Genomic DNA, 24,648 nt, shown 5'->3' with positions numbered 1-24,648 from the left:
CTACGATGGAGCAGTGACCACAGGATTCGACCTCTTCACCGACCGTGCCGTCGTCGCCATGCGCGTCGACGGTGAGCTGCAGGATCTCGCGCGCGAGCTGACCGAGACGCAGACGGTCGAGTCGGGGTCGGTCGAGCCGGTCACGATCGACAGCCCCGACGGCCTCGACATCCTGCGCCACTCCGCCGCCCACGTGCTCGCCCAGGCGGTGCAGCGCGTCAACCCCGAGGCGCGGCTGGGCATCGGCCCGCCCGTGCAGGACGGCTTCTACTACGACTTCGACGTCGCCGAGCCCTTCTCGAGCGACGACCTGAAGGCGCTGCAGAAAGAGATGGAGCGGATCGTCAAGGCGGGGCAGCGCTTCGTGCGCCGCGTCGTCACCGACGACGAGGCACGCACCGAGCTCGCCGACGAGCCCTACAAGCTCGAGCTCATCGGGCTCAAGGGCGGCGCGGACAAGGCCGCCGAGGGCGCATCCGTCGAGGTCGGCGCCGGCGAGCTGACGATCTACGACAACGTCGACCCGAAGACCGGCGAGGTGGCCTGGAAGGACCTCTGCCGGGGACCGCACCTGCCCTCGACGCGGCTCATCGGCAACGGCTTCTCGCTCATGCGGGTCGCCGGCGCCTACTGGCGCGGCAAGACCGACCTGCCGCAGCTCCAGCGCATCTACGGCACCGCGTGGCCCTCCAAGGACGAGCTGCGCGCCTACCAGCAGCGCCTCGAGGAGGCCGCGAAGCGCGACCACCGCAAGCTCGGGCGCGAGCTCGACCTCTTCTCGTTCCCCGACGAGGTCGGCTCCGGCCTCTCGGTGTGGCACCCGCGCGGCGCGATCGCGCGCGGCGAGATGGAGCAGCACGCCCGCACGCGGCACATCGAGCAGGGCTACAGCTACGTCTACACGCCGCACATCACGAAGCAGGACCTCTTCGCCACCTCCGGGCACCTCGCGACCTACGCCGAGGGCATCTGGCCGCCCATCCACATGGACGAGGAGCGCGACGAGGCGGGCAACGTCACGAAGCAGGGCGTCGACTACTACCTGAAGCCCATGAACTGCCCGATGCACATCCTCATCTACAAGGATCGTGCGCGCAGCTACCGCGACCTGCCGCTGCGGCTCGCCGAGAACGGCACCGTCTACCGCAACGAGCTCTCGGGCGCGCTGCACGGCCTGACCCGCGTGCGCGGCTTCACGCAGGACGACGCGCACCTGTTCGTCACGCCCGAGCAGCTCGAGGAGGAGACCACGAAGGTCCTCGAGTTCGTGCTCTCGCTGCTCAAGGACTTCGGGCTCACCGACTTCCGCCTCGAGCTGTCGATGCGCGACGACGAGAAGGCGAAGTGGATCGGCGACGAGGCGGTCTGGGCGACGGCGACGGATGCGCTCCGCCGCGTCGCGCGCGCGTCCGGCCTCGAGGTCGTCGAGGAGCCCGGCGAGGCCGCGTTCTACGGACCGAAGATCGACCTCAAGGTGACCGACGCGATCGGCCGCTCCTGGCAGCTCTCGACGGTGCAGCTCGACTTCAACCTGCCTGAGCGCTTCGACCTCGAGTACACCGCCGCCGACGGCTCGAAGCAGCGGCCCATCATGATCCACCGGGCGCTCTTCGGCTCGATCGAGCGGTTCTTCGCGATCCTGCTCGAGCACTACGCCGGCGCGTTCCCGGTCTGGCTCGCGCCCGTGCAGGTCGTCGGCGTGCCGGTCGCGGCCGACTACGCCGACTACCTCGACGACATCGCGGCGCAGCTGCGCTCGAAGGGCGTGCGCGTCGAGATCGACCGCAGCGACGAGCGGATGCAGAAGAAGATCCGCACGCACACGCTCATGAAGGTGCCGTTCCAGCTCATCGCCGGCGGCCAGGACCGCGACGCAGGCAGCGTCTCGTTCCGCTTCCGCGACGGCACCCAGGACAACGGGGTGCCGGTCGACGAGGCCATCCGCCGCATCGTCGAGGCCATCGACACGAAGGCCCACGTGTGACCGACCGAGACCTGGACGAGGCGGCGGAGCGCGCTGCGGTGCAGCGGGACTCCCTGCCGCCGTTCGACCCCGCGGAGGCGCAGGAGCCGCCGCTCGTCGGCGAGCACGCGTGGGGCGCGCCCACGCAGATGTCGAGCGAGCTGCCGGGCGTGCCCGACCACTTCCAGCGGCTCTGGACGCCCTACCGGATGGTCTACATCCAGCAGGGGCAGATGCCCGACGAGGAGGCCTGCCCGTTCTGCCGCGCCCCGGAGCTCACCGACGACCAGGGCCTCATCGTGCACCGCGGCGAGACGTGCTTCGTGCTGCTCAACCTGTTCCCGTACAACACCGGGCACATCATGGTCTGCCCCTACCGGCACGTCGGCATGTACGACCAGGCGACCACCGAGGAGGTCGCCGAGATGGCCGTGCTCACGCAGACGGCCATGCGCGTGCTGTCGCAGGTGACGCGCTGCCAGGGCTTCAACATCGGCCTCAACCAGGGCCGCATCGCCGGCGCCGGGATCGCCGACCACCTCCACCAGCACATCGTGCCGCGGTGGAGCCTCGACTCGAACTTCTTCCCGATCATCGCGAAGACGAAGGCGCTGCCCATCCTGCTGGAGGACATGCGCCGGGACATCCAGGCAGCCTGGCCGGCCTGATGCCCCTCACCACCACCGGCCAGCGATCAGAGAGCACACCATGAGCGAGTCCACCACCGGCTCGGCCCGCGTCAAGCGCGGCCTGGCCGAGATGCTGAAGGGCGGCGTCATCATGGACGTCGTCACCCCCGACCAGGCGCGCATCGCCGAGGATGCCGGCGCTGTCGCCGTCATGGCGCTCGAGCGCGTGCCGGCCGACATCCGTGCGCAGGGCGGCGTCGCCCGCATGTCGGACCCCGACCTCATCGACGCCATCAAGGCAGAGGTCTCGATCCCCGTGATGGCGAAGGCCCGCATCGGCCACTTCGTCGAGGCGCAGGTGCTCGAGGCCCTCGAGGTCGACTACATCGACGAGTCCGAGGTGCTGAGCCCCGCCGATTACGTCAACCACATCGACAAGTGGCCCTTCACGGTGCCGTTCGTGTGCGGCGCGACGAACCTCGGCGAGGCGCTCCGTCGCATCACCGAGGGCGCGGCGATGATCCGCTCGAAGGGCGAGGCCGGCACCGGCGACGTCTCGGAGGCGACGAAGCACATCCGCACGATCACCGGCGAGATCCGGCGGCTGCGCGGGCTCTCGAAGGACGAGCTCTACGTCGCCGCCAAGGAGCTGCAGGCGCCGTACGAGCTCGTCGCCGAGGTGGCGGAGCGCGGTGCGCTCCCCGTCGTGCTCTTCACGGCCGGCGGCGTCGCGACCCCCGCGGACGCGGCGCTCATGATGCAGCTCGGTGCTGACGGCGTCTTCGTCGGCTCCGGCATCTTCAAGTCGGGCCAGCCCGAGCGCCGCGCGGCCGCGATCGTGAAGGCGACCGCGGCGTTCGACGACCCGAAGGCGATCGCGGCAGCGTCGCGCGGCCTCGGCGAGGCGATGGTCGGCATCAACGTGTCCGACCTCCCCGCGCCGCACCGCCTCGCCGAGCGCGGCTGGTAGCGGTGGTTCGGCCGGCGCCCCGCGTCGGCGTCCTCGCCCTGCAGGGCGACGTGCGCGAGCACGTCGCCGTGCTCGCGGCGCTCGGCGCGGACGTGTCGCTCGTGCGCACGCCGGCGCAGCTCGAGGCCGTCGACGGCCTCGTGCTGCCCGGCGGCGAGTCGAGCGTCATCGACAAGCTCTCGCGGCTCTTCGAGGTGCGCGAGCCGATCGTGGCGCGGATCGCCGACGGCATGCCCGTCTTCGGCACGTGCGCCGGGCTCATCCTGCTCGCGGACCGCATCCTCGACGGGCTGCCCACGCAGCTGCCGTTCGGCGGCCTCGACGTCGACGTGCGCCGCAACGCGTTCGGCAGCCAGGTCGACTCCTTCGAGGCGGAGCTCGCCGTGCCGGCGCTGGGGGAGGAGCCCGTGCGGGCGACCTTCATCCGCGCGCCCGCGGTCGAGCGCGTGGGCGACGGCGTCGAGGTGCTGGCGCACGTCGACGGCCGCGTCATCGCCGTCGAGCAGGGCAACCTGCTCGGCACCGCCTTCCACCCGGAGGTGAACGGCGAGCTGCGCTTCCATCGACGGTTCCTCGCGACCGTCGAGCGCGTCAGCGGTGCATGATCGAATGCCGCATGATCGGATGCTGCGGCGCAGCGCAGAGGGAGCGACGAGATGACCGACGGCACACGCTCGGCGGGCCGCATGGGCCGGATGCCGTGGCAGGTCCTGTGGATCGGCCTCGCCGTCATCTGGGGCTCGTCGTTCCTGCTCATGAAGCTCGGGCTCGAGGCGCTGCACCCCATGCAGATCGCGACGCTCCGCATCGGGATCGCAGCCATCACCCTGCTCGCGCTCGCCGCCGCGACCCGCACCCGGCTGCCGCGTGACGGCGGCACCTGGGGCCTCCTCGCGATCTGCTCGTTCTTCCTCACCGCCCTGCCCTTCACGGCGTTCGTGGTGGCGGAGACCCGCATCTCCTCGGGCCTCACGGGGCTCGCGAACGCGTTCTCGCCGGTCGCGACCGTGCTCTTCGCGCTGCTGCTGCTGCCGAGCGACCGGCTGACGCCGCGCAAGCTCCTCTCGGTGCTGCTCGGCTTCGTCGGCGTCGTGCTCATCGCACAGCCGTGGACGTCGGGGCAGGGGCCCGACCTGCTCGGCATCGCGATCGCGGTGCTCGGCGCGACCTCGTACGGCGTGGGGTGGACGCTCAACCGCCGGCTGCTCGGGCAGCGCGAGGTGCCCGGCCTCGCGCATCCGACCGCACTCATGGTGACGGGGCTGCCCATGACGCTCGTGGCGCTGCTCGTCTGGGCCGGCGCCGAGGGCTGGACGCCGGTCGCGACGCACGGCGCGCCCGACGCGCTGCCGCTCGCGCTCGTCGCCGTCGTCCTGCTCGGGGTGATCGGCACGGGCGTCGCCTACGTGCTGCAGTTCGAGGTCGTGCGGGCGGTCGGTCCGACCGTCGCGGCGACCGTCACCTACCTCATCCCGATCGTCGCGGTCTCGCTCGGCGTCGTCGTGCTCGGCGAGGAGGTCGGCCTGTGGCAGCTCGCCGGTGCCGCGATCGTGATCGGCGCGGGCGTGCTCGTGCAGTCGAAGCCGCGGTCCCGCGCCCTGCAGCCTGCTTGAATCGAGCCGTGCAGCTCTACTCCAGCCGTCCAGGGCAGGCCGTCTGGCAGGCCGCCGGCGACCTCGTCGCGATCGGCACGATCATCGCCGCCGTCTGGCTCTCGCAGCAGGTCGGCGCGGCCATCGCCTCGCTCGGCGGCTTCGGCGAGCAGGTCGCGGCGGCCGGCAGCGGCTTCTCGACGACGCTCGCCGACGCGGGGGAGGCGCTCGCGCAGGTGCCGCTCGTCGGCGAGGGCGTCGCGCAGCCCTTCCGCGACGCCGCCGGCTCGGCCACCGAGCTGGAGGCGGCCGGCTCGGCGCTCACGGATGCCGTCGACATGCTCGCCGGCGCCGTCGCGACCGCGCTCTGGCTGCTGCCGCTGCTGCTCGTGGTGCTCGTCTGGATCGTGCCGCGGCTCCGCTTCGCGACCCGAGCGGGCGCCAGCCGCGCGCTCGCGCAGAGCCGCGAGGGACGCGACCTGCTCGCGATGCGCGCGATCGTCGGGCAGCCGATGGCCGCGGTGCTGCGGGCGGTGCCCGACCCGGTCGCGGCGCTCCGCACCGGCGACGCGGACGCCCTCCGCGCGCTCGCGGCGCTCGAGCTGCGCAGCGCCGGCGTGCGGGAGTCCAGCCTCCGTCCGTAGCCCCGGCGCGCACGCGTAGGATGGGACCCTCCCGTCTCGCGATCAGGAAGCAGCATGTCCGGACATTCCAAGTGGGCCACGACGAAGCACAAGAAGGCCGTCATCGACGCCCGCCGCGCCAAGTCGTTCGCGAAGCTCATCAAGAACATCGAGGTCGCCGCGAAGATCGGCGGCGCCGACCTCTCGGGCAATCCGACCCTCGTCGACGCCGTGCAGAAGGCGAAGAAGACGAGCGTCCCGAACGACAACATCGACCGCGCCATCAAGCGCGGCGCCGGGCTCACGGGCGAGTCGATCGACTACACGACGATCATGTACGAGGGCTACGCGCAGAACGGCGTCGCGCTCATGGTCGAGTGCCTGACCGACAACAAGAACCGCGCTGCCGCAGAGGTCCGCACGGCGATGACCCGCAACGGCGGCACGATGGCCGACCCGGGCTCGGTCGCCTACAACTTCAGCCGCAAGGGCGTCGTCTCGGTGACGAAGACCGACGACGTCACCGAGGACGACATCCTGCTCGCCGTGCTCGACGCAGGCGCCGAGGAGGTCACCGATCAGGGCGGCGGCTTCGAGATCCTCTCCGAGCCGAGCGACCTCGTCGCGGTGCGCACCTCGCTGCAGGACGCGGGCATCGACTACGACGCCGCCGACGTCGAGTTCGTGCCGAACCTCAAGGTCGAGGTCGACGCCGAGACCGCCCGCAAGGTCATGCGCCTCATCGACGCGCTCGAGGACAGCGAGGACGTGCAGAACGTCTACGCGAACTACGACCTCACCCCCGAGGTGCAAGCGCAGCTCGACGAGGACGAGTAGCCCGTGCCGGCGTCGGTGCGCGTGCTCGGCGTCGACCCCGGCCTCACGCGCTGCGGCGTCGGCGTCATCGACGTCGACCGCCGCACGCCGACGCTCGTGCACGTCGAGGTGGTGCGCTCCGAGCCCGACGAGGCGATCGAGCAGCGGCTGCTGCGCATCGGCCGCGGCGTCGAGGCCGCGATCGACGAGCACCGGCCCGACGCGATCGCCCTCGAGCGCGTCTTCGCGCAGGCCAACCTGCGCAGCGTCATGGGCGTCGCGCAGATCTCGGGCATCGTGCTCCGCGCCGCCGCCGAGCGCGGCATCCCGGTGGCGATGCTCACGCCGAGCGAGGTGAAGGCCGCCGTCACCGGTTACGGCGCGGCCGACAAGCAGCAGGTGGCCGAGATGGTGCGACGGCTGCTGCGGCTCGACGCGGCGCCGAGGCCCGCCGACGCGGCGGATGCGCTGGCGATCGCGATCGCGGAGGGCTGGCGCACGCGCGTGCCGCGCGCGAGCACGTCGACGCCCGCGCAGCAGGCATGGGCGGCAGCCGAGGCGGCTGCCAGGTCGCGGCGCTGAGCGCGCCGCACGACGACGGTCAGCGGTGGCGGAGCCCGCGACGCCCGATCTCGATCGACACGACGAACGACAGCGTGAACATCAGCAGGCCAGCGATGAAGATGAACGCCTCGATGCCCGGGAACGCGAACGCATAGCCCATGACGAAGAACGAGGCGACGAGCATCAGGAACAGGACGAGGAACTGGACGTAGCGCATGCGATCTCCGAGTCGGTCGGCGGGCCGGACCAGGCTATCAGCGCGACGCCCGCCCGACGGCGTGCCAGCGGCCCGAGCGCGCCGCCGCCGCCTAGGCTGACGAGGTGATCTCGAGGCTCGACGGAACGGTGCTGTCCGCACGCGGACAGCGGCTCGTCGTCGGTGTCGGCGGCGTCGGCCTCGCCGTGCACGTGACGCCGCAGTGCTCGCTCGCCGCGCGGCCGGGCGCCGGCGTCGCCCTCCACACGCACCTCGTCGTGCGCGAGGACGACCTCGCGCTCTACGGCTTCGAGACCGAGGCGGAGCTCGAGGCGTTCGAGCTGCTCATCGGCGTCACCGGCGTGGGGCCGAAGTCGGCGCTCGGGGTGCTCGCGCACCTCACGCCCGCCGAGCTCGCGCGCGCCATCGACAGCGGTGACGAGCGCGCGTTCAAGGCCGTGAGCGGCATCGGACCGAAGACGGCGAAGCTGCTCATCCTGCAGCTGAGCGGCAAGCTCGTCGCGCCGGCCGTCGCTCGCGCCGCGACGCCGGATGCGCGCGCCGACGTGCTGACGGCGCTCACCGGCCTCGGCTGGCCCGAGCGCACGGCCGCCGACGCGATCGAGCGCGCCGCGATCGCGGCGCCCGATGCCGCGGGCTCGAGCGGCGCGCTGCTGCGCGCATCGCTCGCGATCCTCGGCCCGGCGGCGCGCCCGTGAACGACCCGCTCATCGACCCCGCGTCGACGCCGGACGAGCTCGCCTTCGAGGGCGCCCTGCGGCCCACGACGCTCACCGACTTCGTCGGACAGCCGAAGGTGCGCGGGCAGCTCGAGGTGCTGCTGCAGGCCGCGCGCATGCAGGAGCGCGCGCCCGACCACATCCTGCTCGCCGGTCCGCCGGGGCTCGGCAAGACCACGCTCGCGATGATCATCGGGCACGAGACGGGCAGGCCCATCCGCTTCTCGTCCGGCCCCGCGATCCAGCACGCGGGCGACCTCGCGGCGGTGCTGTCGGCGCTCGTGCCCGGCGAGGTGCTGTTCGTCGACGAGATCCACCGCATGGCGCGCTCCGCCGAGGAGATGCTCTACCTCGCGATGGAGGACTTCCGGATCGACATCATGGTCGGCAAGGGCGCGGGGGCCGCCTCGATCCCGCTCGAGCTCGCCCCCTTCACGCTCGTCGGCGCGACGACGCGCTCTGGCATGCTGCCCGCGCCGCTCCGCGACCGGTTCGGCTTCACCGCGCACCTGGAGTTCTACGAGACGGCCGACCTCGAGCGGGTGCTCGCCCGGTCGTCGCGCCTCATGGACCTCGACCTCGAGGGCGCGGCCCTCGCCGAGCTCGCCAGCAGGTCGCGCGGCACTCCCCGCATCGCGAACCGGCTGCTGCGCCGCGTGCGCGACTGGCTGCTCGTGCACGCCGGCTCGAGCGACATCGACGGCGTGCGTGCGGCGCTCGAGCTCTACGACGTCGACGAGGCTGGCCTCGACCGCATCGACCGCGCCGTGCTGCACGCGATCGCGCACCGGTTCGGCGGGGGACCGGTGGGGCTGTCGACGCTCGCCGCCGCCGTGGGCGAGGAGGCCGACACGATCGAGTCGGTCGTCGAGCCGTTCCTCGTGCGCGAGGGCCTCATCGGCCGCACGCCGCGGGGCCGGATCGCCACGGCGTCCGGGATGCGCCACGCGCGCGCGCTCGCGCCGGACGACACGCTCGACGGGGTATGATCAGTCCTTGGTCCCGCGCGCAGCCGCGCAGGACGGACACCCCCCGAGAGGCTCCTTCCGAATGCTGTTCCTGCAGACGACGACCACCGCCCAGCAAGGGTTCGCGCTCGACCCGCTGACGATCATCATGCTCGTCGTGCTCGCGGCGATGATCTTCTTCATGTTCCGCAGCAACAAGAAGCGGAAGGCGCAGGCCGAGGACCTCCAGACGAAGATGGTCCCGGGTGCCGAGGTCATGACGAACTTCGGCGTGTTCGGCGAGCTCGTCGCGATCGACGAGGAGCGCAACGAGGCGCACATCGAGATCGCACCGGGCACCGTGATCCGCGTGCACCGCCAGACCCTCGCCCGCGTGGTCGACGACCACGCCGAGGTGACCGAGGCCGCCGACGACCGCACGGACGACCTCGGCGACGCGGACGAGCCGCGCGACCGCGCCTGATCCGTGGCGAAGGCTCGCGCGCGGGGCGGCCGCGCCCTCATCTGGCTGGCGGTGCTGATCGCCGGCCTCATCGGCGTCAACTTCTCGGCGGTCCAGTGGGGTGACGGCGCCTGGACGCCGCAGCTCGCCCTCGACCTGGAGGGCGGCACGCAGATCGTGCTCGAGCCCCAGGTCGCCGAGGGCACCTCGGTCACCCAGGAGCAGCTCGACCAGGCGGTGGCGATCATCCGCCAGCGCGTCGACGCCTCCGGCGTCGCCGAGCCCGAGATCACGACCCAGGGCGGCCGCAACATCGTCGTCGCCCTCGCGGGCGAGCCCGACCAGGCGACCCTGCAGCGCATCCAGGCGAGCGCCAAGATGGAGTTCCGCCCGGTGCTGCAGTCGGCCCCCGCGAACGCGCCCGGCGCGACCCCGACAGCCGAGCCGTCGGAGGAGAGCGAGCCCGCCACGACGCCCGCGAACGCGTGGGACCAGGCGTGGATCACGCCCGCGCTGCAGTCGGAGTTCGACGCCTTCCAGTGCGCCGACGTCGACACGACGGTGCAGGCGCCCGGCGACCAGCCCTACATCACGTGCTCGACCGACGGCAGCGCGCGCTTCATCCTCGGGCCGGTCTCGGTCGAGGGCGCCGACATCGCCGACGCGCAGGTGAGCGCCGCGACGAACAGCCAGGGTCAGGCGACCGGCGGCTGGGGCGTCAACCTCGAGCTCGACGGCGAGGGCCCCGCGGCGTTCGAGGCCGTCACCCGCGCGATCACGCAGCTGCCCGAGCCGCAGAACCAGTTCGCGGTCGTGCTCGACTCGACCGTGCTCATGCCGATCACGTCGAACGCCGTCATCACCGACGGCAACGCGCAGATCACCGGCGGCTTCACCCAGGAGGGCGCGCAGAGCCTCGCCGACCAGCTGCGCTTCGGTGCGCTGCCCATCGGCTTCCAGGTGCAGTCGAACGAGACGATCTCGCCCACGCTCGGCGCGAGCCAGCTGCAGGCGGGCCTGCTCGCCGGCCTCATCGGCCTCATCCTCGTCGTGCTCTACTCGGTGCTGCAGTACCGCGCGCTCGGCCTCGTGGTGATCCTCTCGCTCGCCGTCGCCGGCGTGCTGACGTACCTCGTGGTGACGTTCCTGTCGAGCACCGAGGGCTACCGCCTGTCGCTCGCCGGCATCGCGGGCCTCGTGATCGCGATCGGCATCACGGCCGACTCGTTCATCGTCTACTTCGAGCGCATCCGCGACGAGCTGCGCGAGGGCAAGCACCTGTCGTCCGCGCTCGAGACGGGCTGGAAGCGCGCCTTCCGCACGATCCTGATCTCGGATGCGGTGAGCTTCCTCGCGGCCGTGATCCTCTACCTGCTGTCGGTCGGCAACGTCCGCGGCTTCGCGTTCACGCTCGGCATCACGACCTTCATCGACATCGTCGTGGTCGCGCTCTTCACCCACCCGCTGCTGCGCCTGCTGTCGCGCACGTCGTTCTTCTCGTCGGGGCACCGCTTCAGCGGCCTCGACCCGAACGCGCTCGGCGCGGTCTACCGGGGGCGCGCGAAGTTCCGCGAGCCGGTCGCCGCCGGCCGTGCGGCGCGGTCGTCGAAGGAGGCGCAGAAGCGCCAGACCATCGCCGAGCGCAAGGCATCCGTCGGCGCAGGCGTGGGCGCGGGCACTGGCGCGAGCGTCGCTCCCCGCCCCGGCACCGGCAAGGAGAACTGATGGCATCGCTCACCACGATCGGCAACGAGCTCTACACCGGCGAGCGGTCGATCCCGGTCGTCGCGAAGCGCCGCCTGTGGCTCTCGATCGCCGCCGGGTTCCTGATCCTGCTCGCGCTCGGCACGGTGCTGCGCGGCGGCTTCGTCTTCGGCATCGAGTTCACCGGCGGCAGCGAGTTCCGCGTCACCGGGCTCACCCAGTCGAGCGTCGAGGGTGCTGCGGAGGCCGTCGAGTCGATCGTGCCCGAGTCCGAGGCCCGCGTCGCGACGGTCGGCGCCGACGCCGTGCGCGTCCAGACCGACGTCGTCACCGAGCAGCAGGCGGCCGACATCCGCGCCGCCCTCGCTGAGGCGTACGGCGTCGAGACGGGCGAGGTCGCGTTCTCGTTCGTCGGCCCGTCGTGGGGGCAGGACGTCACGCAGCAGGCGCTGCAGGCGCTCGTGACCTTCCTCGTGCTGGTCTCGATCGTGCTCGCCATCTACTTCCGCACCTGGAAGATGGCGGTCGCCGCGCTCGCCTCGCTCGCCTTCGACCTGCTCGTGACCGCTGGCGTCTACGGCATCATCGGGTTCGAGGTCACGCCTGCCGCGGTGATCGGCTTCCTGACGATCCTCGGCTACTCGCTCTACGACACCGTCGTGGTGTTCGACAAGGTGCGCGAGAACACCGCGCCCGGCATGAGCGGCGACCTGCTCGACAACATCAACCTCGCCGTCAACCAGACGCTCGTGCGCTCGATCAACACGTCGATCGTGGCCACCCTGCCGATCGCGTCGATCCTCTTCATCGGCGCGCTGCTGCTCGGCGCCGGCACGCTCCGCGACATCTCGCTCGCGCTCTTCATCGGCACGATCGTCGGCACCTGGTCGTCGATCTTCGTCGCCGCGCCCGTGTACGCGTGGCTCCGCCAGGGCGACACCATCGCCCCGGAGGCCGTGAAGCCGCGGACCGAGCGCGGGGCGGTCGTGTGATCGCCGCAGCGTCCTGACCCACCCGGCCTGACCGACCCGAGCCAGAGGAGGCGGCATGAGCGAGACCCAGCCATCCGGTGGCTTCCGCACGCTCCTGCCCTTCCTCTTCTCGCGCTCGCACCGCGCCGGCGCGGTCGACGAGCTGATCCGCACGGTCAAGTCGCAGCATCCGAAGGCCGACACCGGGCTCATCCAGCGCGCGTACATCGTCGCCGAGGAGGCCCACAAGGGCCAGTACCGCAAGTCGGGCGAGCCCTACATCACCCACCCGGTCGCGGTCGCGCAGATCCTCGCCGACCTCGGCATCGGCGCGATCACGGTCGCGGCGGCGCTGCTGCACGACACGGTCGAGGACACGACCTACACGCTCGAGCAGTGCCGGGCCGACTTCGGCGACGAGATCGCGATGCTCGTCGACGGCGTCACGAAGCTCGACAAGCTCAAGTACGGCCAGAGCGCGCAGGCCGAGACGGTGCGCAAGATGGTGGTCGCGATGTCGCAGGACATCCGCGTGCTCGTCATCAAGCTCGCCGACCGGCTGCACAACGCCCGCACCTGGGGCTTCGTGTCGGACGAGTCGGCGCAGCGCAAGGCGCGCGAGACGATCGAGATCTACGCGCCGCTCGCGCACCGGCTCGGCATCCAGACCATCAAGGTCGAGCTCGAGGACCTCTCGTTCGCGGTGCTGCAGCCCAAGGTCTACCTCGAGATCAAGAACCTCGTCGAGGCGCGCGCGCCCGAGCGCGAGCGCTACCTCGACGACGTCGTGGCCGGCCTCACCGAGGACATGAAGGCCGCGAAGATCCGCGGCCGCATCGCCGGTCGGCCGAAGCAGTACTACTCCATCTACAACAAGATGCAGCTGCGCGGCCACGACTTCGCCGACATCTACGACCTCGTCGGCGTGCGCGTCATCGTGCCGAGCGTGCGCGACTGCTACGCGGTGCTCGGCGCGATCCACGCGCGCTGGCAGCCGATGCCCGGTCGCCTCAAGGACTACATCGCGACCCCGAAGTTCAACCTCTACCAGTCGCTGCACACGACGGTGATCGGCCCGCGCGGCCACCACGTCGAGATCCAGATCCGCACCGAGGAGATGCACCGTCGCGCCGAGTACGGCGTCGCGGCGCACTGGAAGTACAAGCAGGGCGGCGGCGCGATGTCGTCGACCGACATGGCGTGGCTCGCGCACATCAACGACTGGCAGGAGGAGACGACCGACCCGGGCGAGTTCCTCGACTCCCTGCGCTTCGAGATCGGTGCGAAGGAGCTCTACGTCTTCACGCCCAAGGGCAAGGTCATCGGCCTGCCCGCCGGCGCGACGCCCGTCGACTTCGCCTACGCGGTGCACACCGAGGTCGGCCACCGCACGATGGGCGCGAAGGTCAACGGCCGGCTCGTGCCGCTCGACACGAGGCTCACCACCGGCGACATCGTCGAGGTGCTGACGTCGAAGAACCCGGATGCCGGGCCGAGCCAGGACTGGCAGGGCTTCGTCACGTCGCCCCGCGCGCGCAGCAAGATCCGCCAGTGGTTCCAGCGCGAGCGCCGCGACGAGGCGGTCGAGGTCGGCAAGGAGGCGATCGCCAAGGCGATGCGCCGGCACGACCTGCCGCTGCAGAAGCTCATGGGGCGGGATGCGTTCGCGCAGGTCGCCGCGCAGCTGAAGTACGACGACGTCACCGGTCTCTACGCGGCGGTGGGCGAGGGCCACGTCTCCACCCAGTCGGTGCTCGAGAAGGTCGTCGCCGCGATCCGCGCCGACGAGGGCGGGGCCGACGACGAGCCGCAGGCCGCGCTGCCCACCCGCACGGCCACGCGCGTGTCGACGAGCTCGTCGGGCGTGCTCGTGCGCGGCGCCGACGACATCCTCGTCAAGCTCTCGAAGTGCTGCACGCCCGTGCCCGGCGACGAGATCGTCGGGTTCGTCACGCGCGGCCAGGGCGTGAGCGTGCACCAGCGCTCGTGCCCGAACGTGCAGGGGCTCCTCGCCGAGCCCGAGCGCATGATCGAGGTCGAGTGGGCGCCGACGTCGAAGGGCCTCTTCCTCGTCAACATCCAGGTCGAGGCGCTCGACCGCTCGGGCCTCCTGAGCGACATCACCCGGGTGCTCACCGAGCACCACGTGAACATCCTCTCGGCGAGCGTGCACACCGGCACCGACCGGCTCGCGCTCAGCCGCTTCGCCTTCGAGATGGGCGACGTGACGCACCTCGACCACGTGCTGAACGCGGTCCGCCGCATCGACGGCGTCTACGACGTCTACCGCATCACCACCGGCTGACGCAGCCGACGACCGACCCACCGACGACGAAGGGGCCCGCGCATCGCGCGGGCCCCTTCGTGACGGAGCGGGTCAGCCTGCGGCTGCCACGACCTCGAGCCAGGAGCGCTTCGTCGCGAGCTCGGCTTCGAGCTCGGCGCGCTGCTCCGGGTCGGTGGCCGCGGCGATCTCGCCCTCGAGCTTCTCGATGGCGTCCTCGAGCTGCCCGGCGAGCCCCTCGGAGCGCGCCTTGCGCTCGGGGTTCGACGACTTCCAGTGCTGCTCGTCGAGCTCGCGCACGTGCGTCTCGATGGCGCGCATGCGGTCCTCGACCTCGCGCAGCGCCTCGCGCGGCACGCGGCCGAGCTCGTCCCAGCGGCGCTGGATCGGCAGCAGCGCCTCGCGGGCGGCGGCGCGGTCCTTGATCTGCAGGATCGGAGCGGCCTCCTCGAGGAGCGCGCGCTTCGCCTCCAGGTTGGCGGTGTACTCCTCGTTCTCGACCGACGACTGCTCGGCCTTGGCCGCGAAGAGGACGTCGCCGGCCTCCTTGAACTGCGCCCAGAGCGCGTCGTCGATCTTGCGGCCGGCGCGGCCGGCGCCCTTCCACTCGTCGAGCAGCGACCGGTAGGCGGGGATGCCGTCGACGCCCTTGGGCGCGAGCGCCTGCGCACGCTCGACGAGCGCCTGCTTGCGCGCGCGGACGTCCTTGTGCGAGGCGTCCAGGTCGGCGAAGAAGCGGCGGCGCGCGCCCTCGAGCGTCGCGCGGGCGTCGCGGAAGCGCTTCCAGAGCGCATCCGCCTGACCCTTCGAGAGGCGGGGGCCGTCCTTCTGCAGGCGCTGCCACTCGGCGAAGAGCTCGTCGACGCGCTGCATCGTCTGCTTCCACTGCACGTTCTCGAGGTCGGCCGAGGCGAGCTGCTCGATCGACTCGACGACGCGCGTGCGCTCGGCGATCGCCGCGTCGACCTCGGCGCGGCTCGCGGCCTGCTGCTTGGCCTCGAGCTGGCCGAGCTCGCCGCGCAGCGCGTCGAGGCGGGTGAGCAGCGACGGCACGTCGCCGACGGCGTTCGCCTCCTGCACGGTCGTGTGCAGGTGGGACGCGGCCTTCGCCACGTCGCGGGCGCTGGCGCCGCCGCGGATGCGCTGCTCGAGCAGGCGCACCTGGCCCTCGAGGTCGGCGAACTTGCGCTCGAAGTACGCGAGCGCCTCGGTGGCCTCGACGTCGGGGAACTGGCCGACCACGCGCCAGCGCTCGCCCTCCTTGACCGCGACGGTGCCGGTCGCGTCGACCCGGCCGAGGCCGCGCTCGATGACGGGCTCGCCCATCTCGGGCTCGGGAGCGGGTGCCGGCTCGGCCTCCGGCGCTGCCTGCTCCGACGTCGCCTCGCCGGGCTGCTCGGACGGCTGCTCGGCGGGCTGCTCGGCGGGCTGCTCGGCGGGCTGCTCGGCGGGCTCGACGGGCGCCTCGTCAGCAGCGAGCTCTGCGACGGCCTGCTCGACGGGGATGCCGGTGGCGGCGTCGGCGGCAGCGGTCAGCTCGGCTGCGGAGAGCTCGGCGTCATCGGCCGGGACATCAGCCTCGGCGGTCTTCGCTGCGGCGTCCGGCTCGGCGGGAGCCTCGTCTGCGGGGGCCTCGGGCACAGCGTCGGCGCTGGCCTCGGCGACCTCGGATGCGCTGGCATCCTCGATCGGGGCGTCCTGCACGGACTCCTCCGAGTTCTCGGAGTCGGTGGGCTGGATGGGCTCGGGCATGGAGGAGTCTCTCGTACGAGGGAACGGGCAGGGAGAGCCTAGCGCGGTGGAGCCGGCGCCGGACCCGCTACTGCAGGACGAAGTCGTCGATCGCGACGGGCTCCGCGGGCGGTCCGTCGGTGACGCCGCCCTCGGTGCCGAGCGAGATCACGTCGGCGGTCAGCTGGTCGAGACCGGAGGTCACGCGGCCGATCACGCTGTAGCCGCCGGCGCTGTCGGAGGGGATCGTGGTGTCGCCGTAGACGATGAAGAACTGGTGGCCGTTCGACTCGGCGTTGTTGCCCTGGCGCGCCATGGCGATGGTGCCCTCGGCGTAGACGTCGTCGGCCGGGGCGTTCTCGATGGGGCCGTACATGTAGGAGGGGTCGCCGCCGCCCTGGCCGTCGGTCGAGCCGCACTGCAGCACGCTGAAGCCCTCGCTCGTCGTGAGCCGGTGGCACGTCTTTCCGTCGTAGTAGTCGCCCTGCGTGTCGGCGAGCACCGCGGAGACCGCCTGCGGCGCGGCGGCGCCGTCGAGCTCGACGCCGAGCTCGATGCCGTTGATCGTCAGCGCGCCCGTCCACGTGCGGCCCTCGGCGAGCGAGGGGTCGGGCACGGTCGACTCGGCGGCCGTCGTCTCGGTGGGCGAGGGCGGCGCGGTCGCCGCGGGGTCGGCCGGCGGCTGCACGGTCGAGAGCAGCGCGGTGCCGCCCGCGAGCACGACGAGCGCGAGCGCGCCACCGATGATGGAGTCGCGGCGCTGGCGGCGCTGCCGGCGCTGGTGCACCGTCTGCCGTGCGCGATAGTCGCGCACGCGGCGCTCCTGCTCCTGCTTCGTGACCACGGATTCTCCTCGCATGTCCGCCGCGCGCTGCGTGCCACATCCGGGCTGTCGCGCGACCGCGGATCAGGCTACCTGCTCCAGGCCAGCACGCCGTGCCGGTGCCGGTCAGGCCGCGGTCCAGCTGGCCGCGAGCGCGAAGCTCCCGACGGCGAGCGCCGCCGTCACGAGCGTCACCCACGAGGAGGCGCCCAGGCGCCCATCCTCCAGCCAGCGATGCACGGCCATCAGCAGCGCTCCCACCGCGAACAGGCTCCAGCCCGCTCCCATCAACCCCGCCGCCCACGGATCGCGAGCCAGCATGCGCACGCCTCCCAGCACGAGCCACGGGCCGATCGCGCCCAGGGCCACCAGCACCGCGGAGGCCGCGACGAGCGCCTCCTCGCGTTGAGCGGCGCGCGAGGCGGGGCTGCGCTTCCCATCCGCGGCGGCCGTGCGGCGGCGCGCCTCCGCTCGCTCGCCATGCTGCGCGCGCAGCTCGAGCACCGCGGGGAGATCGGCCGGCTCCGGTGCCCCCGCCGGGAGCGACAGGAACGCCCGCGGCTCGTGGTACCAGATGAGGGCGCGCGCCAGGCGGTCCCGCTCGAAGGCCGAGGTCCACCCATCGATCGCGACGCCCCAACGCCCTGCCTGGTCCGGCGCGCCGAGGTCGCGGTAGAGCTCGGCGAGCGCACGGCGGGCCTCGTACGGCGGCTGCTCCCCAGTCGCGAGTGGCTTGAGCAGGTCGATGGCGGCTCTCGTGCGGCCGCGCTCGGCGTGCGCGCGTGCCCGGGCGATGGCGTCCATCCCGCCAGTGTCCCGGAGCCCCGTGCCCTGGGCAACGCCAGCGGGCGTCGGAGCGCCGGGGGCTGTGGGCGGCGCCGCCTAGCATGGAGGCATGGCCAGGGGGACGACAGCGCCGCTCGCGGTGCGCATGCGCCCCACGAGCCTCGACGAGGTCGTCGGGCAGCGGCACCTGCTCGGCCCCGGCTCGCCGCTGCGCCGCCTGGCCGGATCGAGCTCCGCCGCGAGCGGACAGAGCGTCATCCTGTGGGGACCGCCCGGCACCGGCAAGACCACGCTCGCCCAGTCGATCGCGCACTCGTCCGACCGCCGCTTCGTCGAGCTGAGCGCCGTGACCGCCGGCGTGAAGGACGTGCGGCAGGTGATGGAGGAGTCGCTCGCGGAGCGCGACCTCTTCGCACGCTCGACCGTGCTGTTCCTCGACGAGATCCACCGCTTCACCAAGGCTCAGCAGGACGCGCTGCTGCCGGGCGTCGAGCAGGGGTGGGTCACGCTCATCGCCGCGACGACCGAGAACCCGTCGTTCAGCGTCGTGAGCCCGCTGCTGTCGCGCTCGCTGCTGCTCACCCTCGAGCCCCTGGGCGACGACGACATCGCCGAGCTCATCGCGCGCGCCATCGCCGACCCGCGCGGCTTCGACGGGCGCGTCGAGCTCGACGACGAGGCCAGGGCGCAGCTCATCCGGCTCTCCTCCGGCGACGCGCGCCGAGCGCTCACCGCGCTGGAGGCAGCAGGCGAGCACGCGCTCGAGGCGGCGGGCGACGCCGACGGGCCAGCGCTGATCACGGCGGATGCGGTGGCGAGCGCCGTCGATCGCGCGCTGCTGCGCTACGACCGGCAGGGCGACGAGCACTACGACGTCATCTCGGCGTTCATCAAGTCGGTGCGCGGCTCCGACCCCGACGCCGCGCTCCACTACCTCGCGCGCATGATCGAGGCGGGGGAGGACCCGCGCTTCATCGCTCGCCGCGTCATCGTGCTCGCGAGCGAGGACATCGGCATGGCCGACCCGCAGGGCCTGGTGATCGCCACGGCCGCGGCGACCGCCGTCCAGATGATCGGCATGCCGGAGGGGCGCATCCCGCTCGCCGAGGCGGTCGTCTACCTCGCGACGGCGCCGAAGTCGAACCGCTCCTACCTCGGCATCGACCGGGCGATCGCCGATGTGCGCGGCGGCGACTTCGGCCGCGTGCCAAACCACCTGCGCGACGCGCACTACGCCGGCGCCAAGCGGCTCGGCCACGGCAAGGGCTACCGCTACGCCCACGACGCGCCGCACGGCGTCGCCACCCAACAGCACCTGCCCGACCCGCTCATCGGGCGCCGCTACTACGAGCCGAGCCAGCACGGGTTCGAGCGCGACATCGCGGCGCGGCTCGAGCGCATCCGCCGGATCCTGGCAGGCGACGCCTGATCTGGTAGCCTGGTCGCTGGTCCACCGGCCGGCATCGCCGCGCCACCCGGGCCCGCCCCCCTCCTTAGGTCCTGGCACTGTGCCGGGACAGCCGCTCGCGCGGCAGCGACTCAGCGAAGGAAGTCATGTCCACGAAGTCCCGTACCCGTTCGAAGACGCGCCTCTCGCGCGCCCTCGGCATCGCCCTCACCCCGAAGGCGGCGCGCTACCTCGAGAAGCGCCCCTACGGCCCCGGCCAGCACGGCCGCACCAAGCGCAAGGCTGACAGCGACTACGCCGTCCGCCTCCGCGAGAAGCAGCGCCTGCGCGCCCAGTACGGCATCCGCGAGGCGCAGCTGCGCACGACGTTCAACGAGGCCCGCCGCCAGTCCGGCCTGACGGGTGAGAACCTCGTCGAGCTGCTCGAGATGCGCCTCGACGCCCTCGTGCTCCGCTCGGGCTTCGCCCGCACGATGTCGCAGGCCCGCCAGATGGTCGTGCACCGCCACATCATGGTCGACGGCCAGCGCGTCGACCGCCCCTCCTTCCGCGTCAAGGAGGGCCAGACGATCCACGTCCACGAGCGCTCGTCCGGCATGGAGCCCTTCCAGGTCGCGGCCGCCGGCGGTCACGCCGGTGTGCTCCCGCCCGTCCCGCCGTACCTCGACGTGCAGCTCGACCGCCTGCAGGCGCGCCTCGTGCGCCGCCCGAAGCGCGCAGAGGTGCCCGTCGTCGCCGAGGTCCAGCTCGTCGTCGAGTACTACGCCGCGCGCTGATCCCAGCGTCGCACGAGAGGGGTCGCCGGAAGGCGACCCCTCTCGTCGTTAGACTGTCGAAGCCCCGGAGCCGACCGGTCCGGGGGAGAGCGTGACACGAGGAGACCCCGCTGTGAAGAAGCTCCTGTTCCTGGCCATCGGCGTCGTCATCGGCGTCTTCGCCGCCCGCCGCATCGAGGAGACCGAGAAGGGCAAGGCGCTGCTCGACAACGTCGACGCCCGCAGCCGCGAGTTCACCGACGCGGTCAAGGACGGCTACCAGGCTCGCGACCGCGAGCTGCGAGGCGAGTGACGAGACCCGTCCCGAGCCCGGGCGCGATGCGCCCGGGCTCGTCATGCCTCCACCCGGCACGCCCCCATCCGTTTCGCCCCCTTCCGTCAGGCCCACAGCGGGCTGGAGAGACCTGACCCCCATGCAGACCGCAGACATCCACAGCCGCTTCCTGAGCTACTTCGAGCGCCGCGACCACCAGATCGTGCCCTCGGCATCGCTCGTGAGCGACGACCCGGCGATCATGTTCACGATCGCCGGCATGGTGCCGTTCATCCCGTACCTCTCGGGCCGGGTGCCCGCGCCGTGGCCGCGCGCCGCGGACGTGCAGAAGTGCATCCGCACGAACGACATCGAGGAGGTCGGGCGCACGCCGCGCCACGGCACGTTCTTCCAGATGGCGGGCAACTGGTCGTTCGGCGACTACTTCAAGCGCGAGGCGATCGGCTACGCGTGGGAGCTGCTCACCGGCTCCGAGGCTGACGGCCACTTCGGGTTCGACCCGCAGCGGCTCTGGGTCACCGTCTTCACGACCGATGACGAGGCCGAGCGCCTCTGGCTCGAGACGACCGACATCTCGGCGTCGCGCATCCAGCGCCTCGGCCTCGAGGACAACTACTGGATGACCGGGCAGCCCGGCCCCGCCGGCCCCGACTCCGAGATCTTCTATGACCTCGGCCCCGAGTACGGCCCCGAGGGCGGTCCGGCGACCGGCAGCGACCGCTACGTCGAGATCTGGAACCTCGTCTTCATGCAGGACGAGATCGCCGACGTGCGCTCGAAGACCGAGTTCACGATCGTGCGCGAGCTGCCGAGCAAGAACATCGACACCGGCATGGGGCTCGAGCGCATCGCCTTCCTCAAGCAGGGCGTGCAGAACATGTATGAGATCGACCAGGTGCGCCCGGTGCTCGACCTCGCGAGCGAGCTCTCCGGCCGCCGCTACGGCGCCGTCCACGAGGACGACGTGCGCATGCGCGTCATCGCCGACCACATCCGCTCGTCGCTCATGCTCATGGGCGACGGCGTCACGCCCGGCAACGACGGCCGCGGGTACATCCTGCGCCGGCTGATGCGCCGCTCGATCCGCTCCATGCGGCTGCTCGGCGTGCAGGACGCGACGTTCCCGACGCTGTTCCGCGCGAGCCGCGACGCGATGGTCGCCGCCTACCCCGACCTCGAGCAGTCGTACCCGCGCATCGAGCGGATGGCCGTGGCCGAGGAGGAGACGTTCCGGTCGACCCTCGAGTCCGGCTCGACCGTGCTCGACGTCGCGATCGCCGACGTGCGCAAGGACGCCGGCAACGTCGTGCCGGGCAGGACGGCGTTCCTGCTGCACGACACCTACGGCTTCCCGATCGACCTGACGATGGAGATCGCCGAGGAGGCCGGCCTGCAGGTCGACCGCCCGACGTTCGAGACGCTCATGAGCGAGCAGCGCACGCGCGCCAAGGCCGACGCGAAGTCGCGCCGCCGCCAGCTCGCCGACCTCTCGGTCTACGCCGACCTGCGCGCGAAGGGCGAGACGGCGTTCCTCGGCTACGACGAGCTCGAGGCCGACGGCGAGGTGATCGGCATCATCGTCGACGGCGCGCAGGTGCAGACCGCGGGCGTGGGCCACGAGGCGGAGGTCGTGCTGACCGCGACCTCTCTCTACGCCGAGTCCGGCGGGCAGGACAGCGACCAGGGCCGCCTCGTCGGCCCCGGCTTCGAGGCCGACGTGCTCGACGTGCAGCGCCCCATCTCCGGGCTCGTGAGCCACACCGTGCGCGTCACCTCCGGCGAGATCGCCGTCGGCGACCTCGCGCACGCGGTCGTCGACCCGCTCTACCGCCGCTCCGCGAACCAGGCCCACTCGGCGACGCACGTCGTGCACGCGGCGCTGCGCCAGCTGCTCGGCCCGGATGCGCACCAGTCCGGCTCGTACAACAAGGCCGGCTACATGCGGCTCGACTTCTCCTGGTCCAGCGCGCTCTCGAGCGACATGCGCCAGGAGCTCGAGGGCATCGCCAACACCGCGATCCGCGACGACCTGCCGGTCGAGACGCGCGTCATGCCGATCGACGAGGCGCGCGCGCTCGGCGCGATGGCGCTGTTCGGTGAGAAGTACGGCGACCAGGTGCGCATGGTCGACATCGGCGGCCCCTGGTCGCGCGAGCTGTGCGGCGGCACGCACGTGGCGGCGTCGAGCCAGATCGGGCTCATCTCGATCACGAGCGAGTCGAGCGTCGGCTCGACCAACCGTCGCGTCGAAGCCGCGGTCGGTCCGGACGCGTTCCGGCAGCTCGTCGCCGAGCGCTCGCTCGTCAGCGAGCTCACGTCGATGCTGAAGACGCCCAAGGAGCAGCTGCCGGGCCGCATCCAGGAGCTCGTCGCGTCGCTCAAGACGGCCGAGAAGCGGATCGCGGAGTTCGAGTCGCAGCAGCTCGCCGGCCGCGTGCAGCCGATCGCCGACGCCGCAGAGCGGGTCGGGGCGGTGCGGTTCGCCGCGGTCGACCTCGGCGCGGTCGGGTCGGCCGACGACCTGCGGTCGCTCGCCGCGCAGGTGCGCGAGCGCCTCGGCAGCGAGGCGGCGGTCGTCGCGATCGGCGGCGCGGTCGACGGCAAGCCGGCGATCGTCGTGGCCACGAACCAGGCCGCGCGCGACGGCGGTGTCGTCGCGGGCCCGCTCGCGAAGGCGGCGGCCGGCGCGCTCGGTGGCGGCGGTGGCGGCAAGCCGGACATGGCGCAGGGCGGCGGCCAGGACGCGAGCGCGATGCCCGCGGCGATCGGCGCCGTGCGAGCAGGACTCGACCGCTGAGCGGCACCGGCATGCGTCGCGGGGTGCGGATCGGCGTCGACGTCGGGCGCGCCCGCGTCGGCGTCGCGCGCTGCGACCGCGACGGCCTGCTCGCGACCCCGGTCGAGACGATCCAGCGCGCATCGACGGACGTCGTCGCACGCCTGCGCGAGATCGCCGAGGAGCTCGACGCGATCGAGGCGGTCGTGGGGCTGCCGATCTCGCTCTCCGGCGGCGACACCCCGAGCACCCAGGATGCGCGCGACATGGCCGCGCTGCTCGCCGCCGCGCTGCCCGTGCGGCTCGTCGACGAGCGGCTCTCGACCGTGACGGCCTCGGCCGGCATGCGCGCGGCCGGCAGGTCGAGCCGGCAGCAGCGCTCGAGCATCGACCAGGCGGCTGCGGTCGTCATCCTGCAGCACGCGCTCGACAGCGAGCGCACCGCCGGGCGGGCGCCCGGCGAGCTGCTGCCCAGCCGCGACGACGCGCAGGGCCACGACGACCGCGGCGAGGCCGCGACCCAGGAGGACTGAGATGGCTGGACGTCGCGCGCGAGAGCGCAAGCAGCGGGTCCGCAGGCGGCTGATCGGCGGCATCATCGCCCTCGTCGTGCTGGTGGGCGTCGGCATCGCCGCGGCGTGGGGGATCCCGCGCATCGCCGACCGCTTCAGCGGCCCCGAGGACTACCCGGGCCCCGGCACCGGCGAGGTCGTCGTGCAGGTGCAGTCGGGCGACAACGGCTACGACGTGGCCGCCACGCTGCTCGAGCAGGACGTCATCGCGAGCGCCGAGGCGTTCACCGACATCCTGGTCGCCGACTCGTCGATCCAGCTGCAGCCGGGCGCGTACCGGCTCATGCAGCAGATGTCGGCGCAGGGCGCCGTCGACGCGCTCATCGACCCCGCCAACAAGGTGGAGCTGCGCGTCACGGTGCCCGAGGGCTACACGCTGCCGCAGGTCTACGAGCGTCTCGAGCGCGACATCGGCATCCCGCAGGCAGAGTTCCTGCAGGCCGCCGGCGACCTCACGCAGTTCGCCCTGCCCGAGAACGCCATCTCGCTCGAGGGCTGGCTGTTCCCCGCGACCTACACGTTCGACGAGGGCGTCACCGCGGTCGACGTGCTCACGACGATGGTCGAGCGGCAGCGGGAGGCGCTCGAGTCCGCGGGCGTCGCGGAGGCCGACCAGGAGCGCGTGCTCATCATGGCGTCGCTCGTGCAGCGTGAGGCGAGGCTGCCGGACGACTTCGGCCGGGTCGCGCGGGTGTTCCAGAACCGCCTCGACGTGAACATGCCGCTGCAGTCCGATGCGACCGTCGCCTACGGCACCGGCAACCTCCACGTCGTCACCACGACGGCCGAGGAGCGCGCGGACGCGAGCAACCCGTACAACACGTACGCGAACCCGGGCCTGCCGGTCGGGCCGATCGGTGCCCCCGGCGACGCGGCCATCCAGGCGGCGCTCGCGCCGACCGAGGGCGCGTGGCTCTACTTCGTGACCGTGAACCCCGAGACCGGCGAGACCGTCTTCTCGGAGACGCTCGCCGAGCACGAGGTCGGCGTCGCGCAGTTCCAGCAGTTCCTGCGCGACAACCCGGGCTGGGGCGGCTGAC

At 72.3% G+C, this 24,648-nt stretch carries 24 protein-coding genes; 20 read left to right on the top strand and 4 right to left on the bottom strand.

Features of this window, described 5'->3' with window-relative positions:
- The first annotated feature begins 58 nt into the window (after positions 1 to 58).
- From thrS to ruvC, 8 genes are all read left to right on the top strand, one after another.
- Positions 59 to 1,984, top strand: coding sequence for a threonine--tRNA ligase (gene thrS, locus ACVWW9_RS12980; RefSeq protein WP_354261609.1), 1,926 nt, complete (start codon positions 59 to 61; stop codon positions 1,982 to 1,984).
- 128 nt (positions 1,985 to 2,112) lie between these two features.
- On the top strand, positions 2,113 to 2,631 hold the full coding sequence (locus tag ACVWW9_RS12975; protein ID WP_123698591.1) for an HIT family protein: 519 nt from the start codon (positions 2,113 to 2,115) through the stop codon (positions 2,629 to 2,631).
- Between the two features lie 40 nt (positions 2,632 to 2,671).
- Positions 2,672 to 3,562, top strand: coding sequence for a pyridoxal 5'-phosphate synthase lyase subunit PdxS (gene pdxS / locus ACVWW9_RS12970; RefSeq protein ID WP_354260532.1), 891 nt, complete (start codon positions 2,672 to 2,674; stop codon positions 3,560 to 3,562).
- Positions 3,563 to 3,564: 2 nt separating this feature from the next.
- Complete coding sequence (pdxT, locus tag ACVWW9_RS12965) at positions 3,565 to 4,167, top strand: pyridoxal 5'-phosphate synthase glutaminase subunit PdxT (protein ID WP_456515836.1); 603 nt, start codon at positions 3,565 to 3,567, stop codon at positions 4,165 to 4,167.
- 51 nt (positions 4,168 to 4,218) lie between these two features.
- Positions 4,219 to 5,175, top strand: a complete 957-nt coding sequence (locus ACVWW9_RS12960) for a DMT family transporter (protein WP_456515835.1) — start codon at positions 4,219 to 4,221, stop codon at positions 5,173 to 5,175.
- Positions 5,176 to 5,183: 8 nt separating this feature from the next.
- A complete protein-coding gene (locus ACVWW9_RS12955) occupies positions 5,184 to 5,798 on the top strand; it encodes a hypothetical protein (protein WP_456515834.1) in 615 nt (204 codons plus the stop codon).
- A gap of 54 nt (positions 5,799 to 5,852) precedes the next feature.
- Positions 5,853 to 6,614: a YebC/PmpR family DNA-binding transcriptional regulator gene (locus ACVWW9_RS12950; RefSeq protein WP_354260540.1), complete on the top strand. Its 762-nt coding sequence runs from the start codon at positions 5,853 to 5,855 to the stop codon at positions 6,612 to 6,614.
- A 3-nt stretch (positions 6,615 to 6,617) separates the two neighbouring features.
- Positions 6,618 to 7,175 carry a crossover junction endodeoxyribonuclease RuvC gene (gene ruvC / locus ACVWW9_RS12945; RefSeq protein WP_456515833.1) on the top strand — a complete coding sequence of 186 codons (558 nt, stop codon included), beginning with the start codon at positions 6,618 to 6,620 and terminating at the stop codon, positions 7,173 to 7,175.
- 19 nt (positions 7,176 to 7,194) lie between these two features.
- Here the strand turns inward: ruvC and ACVWW9_RS12940 are convergent, their stop codons facing one another.
- Positions 7,195 to 7,374, bottom strand: a complete 180-nt coding sequence (locus ACVWW9_RS12940) for a hypothetical protein (RefSeq protein ID WP_123698002.1) — start codon at positions 7,372 to 7,374, stop codon at positions 7,195 to 7,197.
- Between the two features lie 104 nt (positions 7,375 to 7,478).
- Here ACVWW9_RS12940 and ruvA point away from each other — a divergent pair, with 104 nt between their 5' ends.
- The 6 genes from ruvA (at position 7,479) to ACVWW9_RS12910 (ending at position 14,483) form a co-directional block, all read left to right on the top strand.
- Positions 7,479 to 8,072 carry a Holliday junction branch migration protein RuvA gene (gene ruvA / locus ACVWW9_RS12935; protein ID WP_354260544.1) on the top strand — a complete coding sequence of 198 codons (594 nt, stop codon included), beginning with the start codon at positions 7,479 to 7,481 and terminating at the stop codon, positions 8,070 to 8,072.
- The gene (gene ruvB, locus ACVWW9_RS12930; protein WP_354260546.1) at positions 8,069 to 9,082 is read left to right on the top strand and encodes a Holliday junction branch migration DNA helicase RuvB; all 1,014 of its coding nucleotides are present in this window, start codon (positions 8,069 to 8,071) and stop codon (positions 9,080 to 9,082) included. The genes ruvA and ruvB overlap by 4 nt, the downstream gene beginning before the upstream one ends.
- A 61-nt stretch (positions 9,083 to 9,143) precedes the next feature.
- A complete protein-coding gene (gene yajC, locus ACVWW9_RS12925) occupies positions 9,144 to 9,524 on the top strand; it encodes a preprotein translocase subunit YajC (protein ID WP_123697999.1) in 381 nt (126 codons plus the stop codon).
- Between the two features lie 3 nt (positions 9,525 to 9,527).
- Positions 9,528 to 11,228: a protein translocase subunit SecD gene (secD, locus tag ACVWW9_RS12920; protein ID WP_456515832.1), complete on the top strand. Its 1,701-nt coding sequence runs from the start codon at positions 9,528 to 9,530 to the stop codon at positions 11,226 to 11,228.
- Positions 11,228 to 12,199 carry a protein translocase subunit SecF gene (secF, locus tag ACVWW9_RS12915; protein ID WP_456515831.1) on the top strand — a complete coding sequence of 324 codons (972 nt, stop codon included), beginning with the start codon at positions 11,228 to 11,230 and terminating at the stop codon, positions 12,197 to 12,199. The genes secD and secF overlap by 1 nt, the downstream gene beginning before the upstream one ends.
- Positions 12,200 to 12,254: 55 nt before the next feature.
- Positions 12,255 to 14,483: a RelA/SpoT family protein gene (locus ACVWW9_RS12910; RefSeq protein ID WP_123697996.1), complete on the top strand. Its 2,229-nt coding sequence runs from the start codon at positions 12,255 to 12,257 to the stop codon at positions 14,481 to 14,483.
- Between the two features lie 72 nt (positions 14,484 to 14,555).
- Here the strand turns inward: ACVWW9_RS12910 and ACVWW9_RS12905 are convergent, their stop codons facing one another.
- The 3 genes from ACVWW9_RS12905 to ACVWW9_RS12895 all read right to left on the bottom strand — a co-directional run bounded on the left by ACVWW9_RS12905 (position 14,556) and on the right by ACVWW9_RS12895 (position 17,820).
- Positions 14,556 to 16,214 carry a DUF349 domain-containing protein gene (locus ACVWW9_RS12905; RefSeq protein WP_456515830.1) on the bottom strand — a complete coding sequence of 553 codons (1,659 nt, stop codon included), beginning with the start codon at positions 16,212 to 16,214 and terminating at the stop codon, positions 14,556 to 14,558.
- A 67-nt stretch (positions 16,215 to 16,281) separates the two neighbouring features.
- The gene (locus ACVWW9_RS12900) at positions 16,282 to 17,037 is read right to left on the bottom strand and encodes a peptidylprolyl isomerase (protein ID WP_354260554.1); all 756 of its coding nucleotides are present in this window, start codon (positions 17,035 to 17,037) and stop codon (positions 16,282 to 16,284) included.
- A 105-nt stretch (positions 17,038 to 17,142) separates the two neighbouring features.
- The gene (locus tag ACVWW9_RS12895; RefSeq protein ID WP_456515829.1) at positions 17,143 to 17,820 is read right to left on the bottom strand and encodes a DUF6584 family protein; all 678 of its coding nucleotides are present in this window, start codon (positions 17,818 to 17,820) and stop codon (positions 17,143 to 17,145) included.
- Positions 17,821 to 17,911: 91 nt separating this feature from the next.
- Here ACVWW9_RS12895 and ACVWW9_RS12890 point away from each other — a divergent pair, with 91 nt between their 5' ends.
- From ACVWW9_RS12890 to mltG, 6 genes are all read left to right on the top strand, one after another.
- A complete protein-coding gene (locus ACVWW9_RS12890) occupies positions 17,912 to 19,231 on the top strand; it encodes a replication-associated recombination protein A (protein ID WP_456515828.1) in 1,320 nt (439 codons plus the stop codon).
- A gap of 125 nt (positions 19,232 to 19,356) precedes the next feature.
- Positions 19,357 to 19,986, top strand: a complete 630-nt coding sequence (gene rpsD / locus ACVWW9_RS12885) for a 30S ribosomal protein S4 (RefSeq protein WP_123697993.1) — start codon at positions 19,357 to 19,359, stop codon at positions 19,984 to 19,986.
- Positions 19,987 to 20,098: 112 nt separating this feature from the next.
- The gene (locus ACVWW9_RS12880) at positions 20,099 to 20,278 is read left to right on the top strand and encodes a hypothetical protein (protein WP_123697992.1); all 180 of its coding nucleotides are present in this window, start codon (positions 20,099 to 20,101) and stop codon (positions 20,276 to 20,278) included.
- Between the two features lie 121 nt (positions 20,279 to 20,399).
- Positions 20,400 to 23,057 (top strand): alanine--tRNA ligase, encoded by a 2,658-nt coding sequence (gene alaS / locus ACVWW9_RS12875; RefSeq protein WP_456515827.1) that lies wholly within the window; start codon positions 20,400 to 20,402, stop codon positions 23,055 to 23,057.
- Positions 23,058 to 23,068: 11 nt separating this feature from the next.
- Complete coding sequence (ruvX, locus tag ACVWW9_RS12870; protein WP_456515826.1) at positions 23,069 to 23,569, top strand: Holliday junction resolvase RuvX; 501 nt, start codon at positions 23,069 to 23,071, stop codon at positions 23,567 to 23,569.
- Between the two features lies 1 nt (position 23,570).
- The gene (gene mltG, locus ACVWW9_RS12865; protein ID WP_354260563.1) at positions 23,571 to 24,647 is read left to right on the top strand and encodes an endolytic transglycosylase MltG; all 1,077 of its coding nucleotides are present in this window, start codon (positions 23,571 to 23,573) and stop codon (positions 24,645 to 24,647) included.
- Position 24,648 lies beyond the last annotated feature (1 nt).

The organism is Agrococcus sp. UYP33, from assembly GCF_054060915.1.
This window is presented reverse-complemented; position numbering and strand designations above follow the sequence as displayed.

Coding starts and splice junctions, on each gene's coding strand:
- ACVWW9_RS12940 (WP_123698002.1), bottom strand. CDS start 7,374: ATGCGCTACGTCCAGTTCCTCGTCCTGTTCCTGATGCTCGTCGCCTCG.
- ruvX (WP_456515826.1), top strand. CDS start 23,069: ATGCGTCGCGGGGTGCGGATCGGCGTCGACGTCGGGCGCGCCCGCGTC.
- pdxS (WP_354260532.1), top strand. CDS start 2,672: ATGAGCGAGTCCACCACCGGCTCGGCCCGCGTCAAGCGCGGCCTGGCC.
- secF (WP_456515831.1), top strand. CDS start 11,228: ATGGCATCGCTCACCACGATCGGCAACGAGCTCTACACCGGCGAGCGG.
- rpsD (WP_123697993.1), top strand. CDS start 19,357: ATGTCCACGAAGTCCCGTACCCGTTCGAAGACGCGCCTCTCGCGCGCC.
- thrS (WP_354261609.1), top strand. CDS start 59: ATGCGCGTCGACGGTGAGCTGCAGGATCTCGCGCGCGAGCTGACCGAG.
- ACVWW9_RS12890 (WP_456515828.1), top strand. CDS start 17,912: ATGGCCAGGGGGACGACAGCGCCGCTCGCGGTGCGCATGCGCCCCACG.
- ACVWW9_RS12975 (WP_123698591.1), top strand. CDS start 2,113: ATGTCGAGCGAGCTGCCGGGCGTGCCCGACCACTTCCAGCGGCTCTGG.
- ACVWW9_RS12950 (WP_354260540.1), top strand. CDS start 5,853: ATGTCCGGACATTCCAAGTGGGCCACGACGAAGCACAAGAAGGCCGTC.
- ACVWW9_RS12905 (WP_456515830.1), bottom strand. CDS start 16,214: ATGCCCGAGCCCATCCAGCCCACCGACTCCGAGAACTCGGAGGAGTCC.
- alaS (WP_456515827.1), top strand. CDS start 20,400: ATGCAGACCGCAGACATCCACAGCCGCTTCCTGAGCTACTTCGAGCGC.
- yajC (WP_123697999.1), top strand. CDS start 9,144: ATGCTGTTCCTGCAGACGACGACCACCGCCCAGCAAGGGTTCGCGCTC.
- mltG (WP_354260563.1), top strand. CDS start 23,571: ATGGCTGGACGTCGCGCGCGAGAGCGCAAGCAGCGGGTCCGCAGGCGG.
- ACVWW9_RS12895 (WP_456515829.1), bottom strand. CDS start 17,820: ATGGACGCCATCGCCCGGGCACGCGCGCACGCCGAGCGCGGCCGCACG.
- ACVWW9_RS12910 (WP_123697996.1), top strand. CDS start 12,255: ATGAGCGAGACCCAGCCATCCGGTGGCTTCCGCACGCTCCTGCCCTTC.
- ACVWW9_RS12960 (WP_456515835.1), top strand. CDS start 4,219: ATGACCGACGGCACACGCTCGGCGGGCCGCATGGGCCGGATGCCGTGG.